Here is an 8,826-nt window from a genome sequence, read left to right on the forward strand (position 1 = left end):
ACATTAAACCAAGTTTTTCAAGATGTTTCGTGCTATTTATCACTATCAATCCCAATATTTTTTACTATTTGTCCTCCCCCAAAAAACTCGACCCCATTTAGTCTCCATACAGAGCATTTCCCAAAATAAAACACCCCACAACCAGAGGTTGGGGGGGGGTGATGAGCAGTAACATTTCTTTGTGGTCAGATAGTATAGTCATATACAGGTGTCGTACATCTAACCGCTTTACCTGCCCGGGTATTTATGAGCTGCCCTTTAGCAAGAACCAGCTTACCACTGATAAAAACATAGTCAATACCCTCAGGCATTGCATCAGGTAACCCAAAATCAGATTTATCCATAATACCTTTTATATCGAACACAACTAAATCAGCATCCATCCCTTCGCGCAGACGACCTTTGGAGTGAAAACCAAGGGTCTCAGCCGGCAGCAAGGTGGCTTTCCGGATTGCTTCCATTATCGTTAATTCATACCGTTCGCCAACCATTTGTCTGAAGTAGCGGGGAAAACTGCCGGCAATCTGCGGATGCCCTTCACCAGGCGCATATTCGCCGGTGTCAGTCGAGGGCATTGCATAGGGATGGCTTAAGGCCATATAAATCTCCTCTTCGATCCCGGTAAACACGACCACCGATGCATGGGGGTCATTGGCGCGCAAATCCCTGTACATGTCCATATTCAACCGTTTACCATTATACTTGCCGGTAACAGCCAGAATATCTTCAAGTTTCCAGCCATTTGACTCCATTGATTCCTCACTGAAAAGCACGGCGCCGACATGGCTTGCCCATTGGGTATACATACCACTGTCAAAACGGATATCCATGCCGTCGGCCCTGGCTTTATCAATCACTGCCAGAGCTTCATCCATTACGCCAGTACCATATTGATATACCAAATGGGAGATCTGAACCCTGGCGCCGGTTTGGCGGGCAATATCAATCGCTTCCACCAGTGAATACATATCAATGCTGGTACGCATCCGCGTATCTACCGATACCACTCTGCCATACCGTGCAGCCAACTTGCTGAGCTTGTATATTTCGTCATTGGAGCTGCCTGGTGCATAGGCTAAGCCCAGTGACAGACCGCAAGCCCCCTCTGCAAAGGCTTTCTCCACTTGATATTCCATGCGGGACAATTGCTCCGGCGTAGCCGGCTGGTGGGGGTCTGTGGCACCTACCGCATCCCGCAGGCTCATCGAATGGCCAAACATCTCTGCCTGGTTGATGATGAAACCGTCTTTTTCCTGGGCTGCAAAAAAGCCCTCAATATCCAGCGGGCTCAAACCACAATTACCGCCAACAGTGGTGGTAATGCCCTGCCGCAGTGACAACTCGCCGCAATAAGCACGCCAGTCCACATGCCCGTGGATGTCGATAAAGCCCGGGCAGACAATTCTACCGCCAGCATCAATCTCTTCAATACCGTGAATTTCCTGTTGGGTAACAGCAGCAATCTTGCCCGCCCTGATGCCGACATTGCCCTTTCTCCGCGTCAGTTTTTCCGGATCAACTAAAATACCATTTACAATCACGATATCAAACATCTTATCGCCACCTGTATGATTTATTAACGCATTAACCCCACTTCCACGGCTCATGGTTATCATATCATTTACACAAACAACGTACAACAGGGCACCTGTACAAAACTTCCTGACAAGCATAAAGAAAACACGGCTTCACCGGACCTTTGGCAAAAGCGGACAAGCAACAACCACCGGCAACCACCGGTGGCCTGGGGGAAAACTCTATGGTTTAACTGTGACTAACCTTTTTAATAAACCGCCTATCCTGCCGTTAAGTATGCCATCTGTTATTATGCCGGCAACCAGCCCCCAGAAAGGTGCGCCAATACCGGCGAGCGTTATCCCTGAAATAGTGACAAGAAAGGTGATCAAGCCGCTTTCCCGCTGTTGCTCGTCTTTCATTGCCGCCGACAGGCTTGCACTAAGTGAACCAAACAGGGCTACCCCGGATATCACTGCAACCAGCTCATTGGGCAGAGCCGAGAATACCGAAACAATAGTTGCACCAAATATACTAACCAGCATGTAGAAAAGACCACAGACAATCCCGGCAATATAGCGTTTGTCAAAATCAGGGTGAGCCTCTTTGCCTGTGCAGATAGCGGCAGTGATCGCCGCCAGGTTGATCCCATGGGAACCAAACGGAGCAGTCAGCAGCGAGGCAATCCCGGTAGCAGTTATCAGCGGGTTAGCCGGGGTATTAAACCCATCTACCCTTAATACGCCTATTCCTGTAGCATTTTGTGATACCATCGTGACAATACATAACGGAATCCCCAGCCCCAGTAATGCTTCCAGCGAGAATGTGGGCAGCGTAAACACCGGTTGAACCAAGCCAACGCTTACATGTTCAAAAGAGAGAGCATGCAGATTATAAGCTGCTATAAGACCGACAAACAGTGTAACAGCAACTGCATAGCGAGGGTATAAGCGTTTAGCAAGCAAATAGGACAAAATCATCGGGGAAGCTAAGATGGGCAATTGCTTTAAAGAAACAAATACCTCAACGCCAAACTTCAGTAAAATCCCGGCAAGCATTGCCGCAATGATCGACTGCGGAACACGTTTCATAATACCGGAAAATAAACCGGAAAAACCAAGGGCTGTGATAATTACAGCAGACAAAACGAAAGCCCCGATAGAATCTGAAAATGTATAGGCAGCCCAGCCCGATACCAGCAAAACAGCCCCGGGGGTCGACCAGGCGATGATGACCGGGGCCCTAAAGCGCATGCTCAGAATAAGTCCGGTCAGGCCACTGCCAAAGGATATCGCCCATATCCAGGAGGACAACTGGGCATCACTTAACTGTACAGCCTTAGCCGCCTGAAATACGATCAGCAGCGGCCCGGCATACGAAACGGTAACTGCGATTAATCCTGCGATAACTGCAGCTACTGAGCAATCTCTCTTGACCGCGGCAATAGCCAAAACGGCACTATCATACCACTTACGCACATTTCTTCCTCCTTGTGAAATTACCGGCAGCAAAATCGCTGCCAGATATTGCAGTGTTATATTTCAACATTGTATTATACATATATAATCATCAGTTATGTATAACAGTCAACAAACAAGTATAACACTTGCCCGGAGGTGTCATATTGAATATCACAGTCAACCGCCATTCTTCCGTAACTATTAAAGAGCAGGTCAGACTTGAAATTGCGCAGCGTATCCAGTCCGGCCTGCTCGAAGAAGGGCATCTGCTGCCTTCTGTCCGTCAGCTTTCCTCACAGTTGCATATCAGCCTTGTTACCGCCCACCAGGTGTACCAGGGGCTTGAAAAAGATGGCTTGATTGACGCCATCCGGGGCAAGGGTACCTTTGTTAAGAAACGCAAAATCACTCCAATCCAAAATACTCAGCCCCCGCATCCTGCGCTGCCGCCTTTCCAGTGGCAGTTATCTATTCCCGATTATCTCCCCCGGGCTAGCTACTGGAGCCATAGTGCGGTGCGATTACCACCAGAGATACTGGATTTATCTACCGCTTCGATACACCACAGCCTGCTGCCGCTTGATCTATTGCAAGATTCGATCAAACACGCCTTAAGCAAGCACACCCGCTCGCTGGGCAGTTATTCACCTTATCAGGGTGACCGGGAATTCCTGGAGGCAATCAGCCATTATCTCTTTACCCAGAGCGGATTAACGCTTGAACCCCACCGGCTTATCATTACCAATGGAACGCAACAGGGCCTTGATCTATTCGCCCGTACCTTTCTTGGTCCCGGTGACGTAATTGCGATGGAGACACCGTGCTTTTCCAGTGCGATCGATACATTTCGCTTAAGCCGGGCCACAATCCAGCCAATCCCGCTTGACCATGACGGGATGAGAATTGATATACTGGAGGAACTGGCTTCGCACGGGAGATTAAAGGCTATTTACACTGTGCCCACTTTTCAAAATCCTACCGGAATCATTATGTCGTACAGGCGCCGCAAAGAAATACTGGAGTTTGCTGAAGCGAATAATATTTTGATCCTGGAAGACGACCCGCACCGGGAATTATTTTCAGCCGGTAATGGGTTAAAAAAACTGCCGCCCCCACTAAAGTCACTGGATACGACCGGGCGGGTCATCTATTTAAAAGGCTTCAGCAAGTTTCTTTTCCCAGGTCTTCGCCTGGGGATTATGGCTGCTGACGGTTCAATCTACAACCGGCTGCTGGCAATTAAATCAATTGCCGACCTGGGCTCACCCCTCTGGCTGCAAAAAGCCCTCCTCCTTTTATTTACAAGCCCCCACCTTACCATGTATATCAAAAGCCTAAACCAGACCCTGGCCCAACGCCGCGAATTAGTCGCCACTATGTTGTCCAGAGAGCTAAATCCGGTTATTTATTATCCCCAGTTGGCAGGGGGAATGCATTTATGGCTAACCCTGCCGCCTGACCTCGCCGCGGATGATCTGATACCGGCTGCGCATCAACGTGGTATCCACTTTCTGCCTGGATCAATCTTTTACCCTGCCGAACCGGAATTAAATCATCTGCGAATCTGCTGGACGAACCTGTCCAACGAGGATTTGCCTAAGGCATTATCCTTGTTATGCGACCTGCTTAACCGTGCATTAACAGCCAAGCCTTAAGATGCCACGAAACAAAATCCTGCAAGGCCTTATTTCAGGTCTGGCAGGATTTTGTTAAATGTTCTTACGCATCCTTCCCTAGAACATGCACCTTAACATTCTTAATGCCGAAATCATAGGCTTTGTCTACAGACTGCATGGCAATATCGATGCGGTTGCCTTTAATGGCCCCGCCGGTATCCTCTGCCACTGCATAGTGACCTGTACCGTCAGGATATTCGATATAGACCCGGGAACCAAGAGGGATAATCTTGGGGTCAACAGCAACAACGCCAGGGCGAACAGTTGTCCCTAAGAATGTTTTATCACCCCACTGACCATTATCGTGCTCTCCCGGCGCATAAGCAGTGGCTTTAATCTCTAACACCTTTGCCGAATCAGCCGGTGCTTTGGCAGCAGGGGAGGCCTGCACTTTTTTAGTTGTTTGCTTGGTGGGAGTTTGATTAGAAGTAGTTTGTTTAGAGGTTGTCTGCTTGGAGGTTGTCGGTGCAACCGGGGTTTTGCTTTCGGTTTGCTGGCTTCGCTGAGCAGCCGCGGCGGCCTTCGCCTGCGCTTTAGCCAGCTTCTTTTGGGGAACCCTGCTATCTGACTGTAAATTAAAATGCCCTTTGGGGGATTTAACCATCTGATGATTAGCAGCCTTTGGCTGATTGGCATGATCGGGCGGCACGGCTGAAGCATGAGCTGTGGCAGGTATACCTGGCAGCAATGCTGAGGAAACCAGCGCTGCACCAGCAACGGCAGCTGTTGCAGCGATACGCTTCAGTCTGCGTTTAAGGGATTTGGTTTGTTTGCGCTGTGGTTGGTTTTTCACTCAATTCGCCTCCTTCCCAAAACTATTAATTATAGTTTCTGCCAAATGTTCTTTTCAATGCACAGCAGTTTTTAACATGCGAAATTCCGTTATGCCAGCAGCAGCTTCGTCAATAAATTATCGAGTTCACCAACCGATGCTGCTATGTAGTTAGGGTTTGCCTGTTGTATTTCAACTGCGCTACCGTAGCCATAACTGACACCGATAGAATCAATACCATTGTTTTGCGCGCCAATAATATCATGTTTTCTATCACCAACCATTATAATTCCCTCCCTGGCAACCTGAGGCAGCTGAGACAGGATATAGGCAATAATCTCAGTTTTATGAATCCGTGATCCGTCAAGGTGGCTGCCGACGATTGCCTTAAAAAGATGCGACAGCCCAAAGTGGGCTATAATCTGTTCAGAGAAAATCGTGGGTTTAGAGGTTGCAATAATTAATTCCGTAGCAGACCCTGTTAATTTGACAAGCAGGTCTTTGATTCCAGGATAAACGGCATTTTCATACATTCCAGACTGAGTAAAGTACTCCCGGTAATACCCTACTGCCGCTTTGGCTTCTGTCGCAGTGAGTGCGTAAAACTCCTGAAAAGATTCCACCAGCGGCGGACCAATAAACGGGATCAGCCTGTCTAAATCAGGCTCAGCAATATTAAATCTGGTAAGAGCATACTGCACAGATTTAGTAATACCAATTTTAGGATCTGTTAGGGTTCCGTCCAGATCGAACAATATTACCTGATATTTCATAGTAAACCACCTCATAAGTATGTCGAATTTTGCTGTGCATTTGTTGACAACCCCGTAAAAAGACTGATACAATAAAGTTTAAATAAATACTATCGTATAATTTTGGGGATATGGCCCAGAAATACCTGCCGGCAACCGTAAATTGCCTGTTACGTCAATAATGCTGCCTTCGAAGGGTAAAAGCCCTGACAGGGAAGTTTCGCTCATATACTGCCAAGCGGAGTTTCCCTGTTAGGGCTTTTTTGCATTTTCTGGTCATACCCTATTAACGCAGGAGGCTATCATGGATTTATTAAAACAAAGAATTCAGACTGACGGTCTGATTTTGAATAATTCTTTGCTAAAAGTTGACTCTTTTCTAAACCAGCAGATTGATCCTGAGCTTATGATGCGAATTGGTGAAGAATTTGTCAACCGATTTAAAGGCGAACACATTACTAAAATATTGACAATCGAATCCTCAGGCATCGCAGCTTCGGTTATGACCGGACTGCTGCTGCATGTACCTGTCGTTTTCGCCCGCAAACGCAAGCCAAAGGTAACAAGCGACGATGTGTATACAGCCAAGGTTTATTCCTATACCAAGGGCGAAAGTAACAACATCATCGTGTCCAAACAGTTTTTACAGGCAGATGACAGCGTGCTTATTATTGATGATTTTTTAGCGAACGGAGAAGCCGCTGCCGGCTTGGCTAATATTGTTGAGCAGGCTAATGCCAAAGTCGTAGGTATAGGTATTGTGATTGAGAAGTCTTTCCAGCCTGGGGCCCAGAAATTAACAGGGGCCGGTTACCGGGTTGAATCACTCGCCCGGATCAAATCGTTTTCCAACGGGCAAGTCAATTTTTTGTAAGCAAAGAAACTCTTTATAAATTAATCTTTACCTTTCAGCTTACTTCAATATGAATAACCGATACATCTGTAGTAGCTATCAGCCGATAGCTACTCTTATTATCCCCTTCCAACCGTTTGAGAAACCAACGCCTCCCCAGGTCTTTCCTGCTCGGCAGGGATACCGCAAAAGCCAGTCTGTTTGTTCCAGTGGTCAAACAAGCCGGAAACAACGACAGGTTGCTTGTACTAATTACCTGGTGCGGCACAGTGGGATTAACCTGGCAGATAATTAATTCCTGCCCGTCCTTTTCAATCTGCTGGAGAATCTCATTCATTATATCGGTGTCTGTGAAAACAGCTTTGGGTTCAATTAAGATACCCAGTTCATAAATTTTCAAGATATCAACCCCCAGAGGCTTTAAGCTAATATTGTACTATTTACACACCTGCTCTTAATTAATTCAATCGCAGGTGCTTTTCAATAGTGTTTCGAATTGGGCCAACAGCAGACATTTGTCTTTACGATCTTCAGGCTGTCTGCCCCGCTCATCCTGTATCGATACAAAACCAGCTCGCGTGTACATAGGATTAGCCCATGTACAAACAATTACATTAAACTTTGCGGTGCCGTGATGTACTCTTATTCTGCGAATACGCTCCTGTAGCATCAGCGAATTGATACCCAGGTGCCTCCATTTAGGCACAACAGTAGCCCAGGATAATTCATACACCGAGAATCCACACATTGACGGAGCCCACGCGGCTACGCCGATCACGCCGCCATTAACAATCGCTAAAATAAATCTTGCTCGAATATAGCCTTCAATATCACCGTTTAGAAAAGCCTTCATTTCTGCTTTTACATAAAGCAGACTCTCTTCTTCCCAGCCGCCTATGACAAACACGTTCAGTGCTTCTTCAAACCGATCTTCTGTTAAATCAACTAATTCAACATTAAACATAATGCACCTCCCTTGTCGTTGTGTAAACGCCATAACGAATCAGAGCCATAATCTCCAGTATAAAGCAATTATGGCTCTGATTCGTTATGACAAATTACTTTTCCTTTATTTTACTACGCTCAAATATCGACATTATGTGTAACGCTAGCTTTTATTGGCAGGGATATTGTTAAGCCGTAACGAAAAAAGGCTTAATCCAAGAGCCATGCAAGGAGGTTTTATTGCTTGAAATCCAGCAAATTTATACTTTTACTACTATTTTGCAGTGTAATTAGCATCATTCTTTATTCTCAGCGATTTTTTACAGCTGAATTATCAACAATTGAGAGCAATATTGAAATAGTACAGAACCACCATATAAAGCAATCCCGCAAAGTTGTTGAAATCCAAACTAAAATAAATAAAGTTCCTTTGCTGCTATGGAAGTTTATGCTAGCCGATTCCCAAGAGAAAAAGCTGCATTTTACCAAACAATTACTAGATCAAATCAGAGAGATTGAAACTGAACAGTTACTCGCCTTTAATAGAGATTCGGACGAGATGGTTTTATATAGTTATGTGCAAAAAAACTGGGGTGATTATAAACAGTTGGTTTTAAAAACGCTCGAGGCTGACAAGAACAATGACCCGGTCACTGCCCAGGACGCTTTGAGTACAAGCCTGATTTATCTCGAACGCGTAAATGACAGCATGAAAACGATTGTTGATTACCATCAGAACGATGTTTCGCAAAAAACGGTTAATGTGGCAGCAATCGCCCAGAGCTCAAAACAAAACGTGTTCATGTTTTCCTTTATTGCAATCACAATTTTCCTTTTTGTGGGATGTATTACG

The 8,826-nt window shown here is 46.1% G+C and carries 9 protein-coding genes and 1 riboswitch; of the genes, 3 read left to right on the plus strand and 6 right to left on the minus strand.

Features of this window, described 5'->3' with window-relative positions; genetic code table 11:
• Window positions 1-185: 185 nt before the first annotated feature.
• Together VN379_RS13495 and VN379_RS13500 are read right to left on the minus strand one after the other, a co-directional pair.
• The gene (locus tag VN379_RS13495) at window positions 186-1,553 is read right to left on the minus strand and encodes an N-acyl-D-amino-acid deacylase family protein (RefSeq protein ID WP_325534656.1); all 1,368 of its coding nucleotides are present in this window, start codon (window positions 1,551-1,553) and stop codon (window positions 186-188) included.
• 204 nt (window positions 1,554-1,757) lie between these two features.
• Window positions 1,758-2,993: a benzoate/H(+) symporter BenE family transporter gene (locus VN379_RS13500; RefSeq protein ID WP_325534658.1), complete on the minus strand. Its 1,236-nt coding sequence runs from the start codon at window positions 2,991-2,993 to the stop codon at window positions 1,758-1,760.
• 146 nt (window positions 2,994-3,139) lie between these two features.
• Between VN379_RS13500 and VN379_RS13505 the strand changes: the two genes are divergently transcribed.
• The gene (locus VN379_RS13505) at window positions 3,140-4,630 is read left to right on the plus strand and encodes a PLP-dependent aminotransferase family protein (RefSeq protein ID WP_325534661.1); all 1,491 of its coding nucleotides are present in this window, start codon (window positions 3,140-3,142) and stop codon (window positions 4,628-4,630) included.
• Between the two features lie 64 nt (window positions 4,631-4,694).
• On the opposite strand, the gene VN379_RS13510 is transcribed toward VN379_RS13505, so the two are convergent.
• Window positions 4,695-5,444, minus strand: a complete 750-nt coding sequence (locus tag VN379_RS13510; RefSeq protein WP_325534663.1) for a 3D domain-containing protein — start codon at window positions 5,442-5,444, stop codon at window positions 4,695-4,697.
• An 89-nt stretch (window positions 5,445-5,533) separates the two neighbouring features.
• A complete protein-coding gene (locus VN379_RS13515) occupies window positions 5,534-6,196 on the minus strand; it encodes an HAD family hydrolase (RefSeq protein ID WP_325534665.1) in 663 nt (220 codons plus the stop codon).
• 72 nt (window positions 6,197-6,268) lie between these two features.
• A riboswitch (purine riboswitch) is annotated at window positions 6,269-6,368 on the plus strand.
• Between the two features lie 111 nt (window positions 6,369-6,479).
• Here VN379_RS13515 and VN379_RS13520 point away from each other — a divergent pair.
• Window positions 6,480-7,049 carry a xanthine phosphoribosyltransferase gene (locus VN379_RS13520; protein WP_325534667.1) on the plus strand — a complete coding sequence of 190 codons (570 nt, stop codon included), beginning with the start codon at window positions 6,480-6,482 and terminating at the stop codon, window positions 7,047-7,049.
• Window positions 7,050-7,083: 34 nt separating this feature from the next.
• Here the strand turns inward: VN379_RS13520 and VN379_RS13525 are convergent, their stop codons facing one another.
• Both VN379_RS13525 and VN379_RS13530 read right to left on the minus strand, forming a co-directional pair.
• A complete protein-coding gene (locus VN379_RS13525) occupies window positions 7,084-7,428 on the minus strand; it encodes a hypothetical protein (RefSeq protein WP_325534669.1) in 345 nt (114 codons plus the stop codon).
• A gap of 63 nt (window positions 7,429-7,491) precedes the next feature.
• Window positions 7,492-7,992 carry a GNAT family N-acetyltransferase gene (locus VN379_RS13530; protein ID WP_325534671.1) on the minus strand — a complete coding sequence of 167 codons (501 nt, stop codon included), beginning with the start codon at window positions 7,990-7,992 and terminating at the stop codon, window positions 7,492-7,494.
• Between the two features lie 225 nt (window positions 7,993-8,217).
• On the opposite strand from VN379_RS13530, the gene VN379_RS13535 reads away from it, so the two are divergent.
• Window positions 8,218-8,826, plus strand: a 609-nt coding sequence (locus VN379_RS13535; RefSeq protein WP_325534673.1) for an MCP four helix bundle domain-containing protein, incomplete at its 3' end; no start/stop codon positions are given.

Source organism: Sporomusa sp. (genome assembly GCF_035561255.1).
In the GTDB taxonomy this organism is placed as follows: Bacteria; Bacillota; Negativicutes; order Sporomusales; family Sporomusaceae; genus Sporomusa.

Excerpts from the sequence above, each read along its gene's own strand:
- VN379_RS13515 (WP_325534665.1), bottom strand. The coding sequence starts at position 6,196 with ATGAAATATCAGGTAATATTGTTCGATCTGGACGGAACCCTAACAGAT.
- VN379_RS13495 (WP_325534656.1), bottom strand. The coding sequence starts at position 1,553 with ATGTTTGATATCGTGATTGTAAATGGTATTTTAGTTGATCCGGAAAAA.
- VN379_RS13530 (WP_325534671.1), bottom strand. The coding sequence starts at position 7,992 with ATGTTTAATGTTGAATTAGTTGATTTAACAGAAGATCGGTTTGAAGAA.
- VN379_RS13520 (WP_325534667.1), top strand. The coding sequence starts at position 6,480 with ATGGATTTATTAAAACAAAGAATTCAGACTGACGGTCTGATTTTGAAT.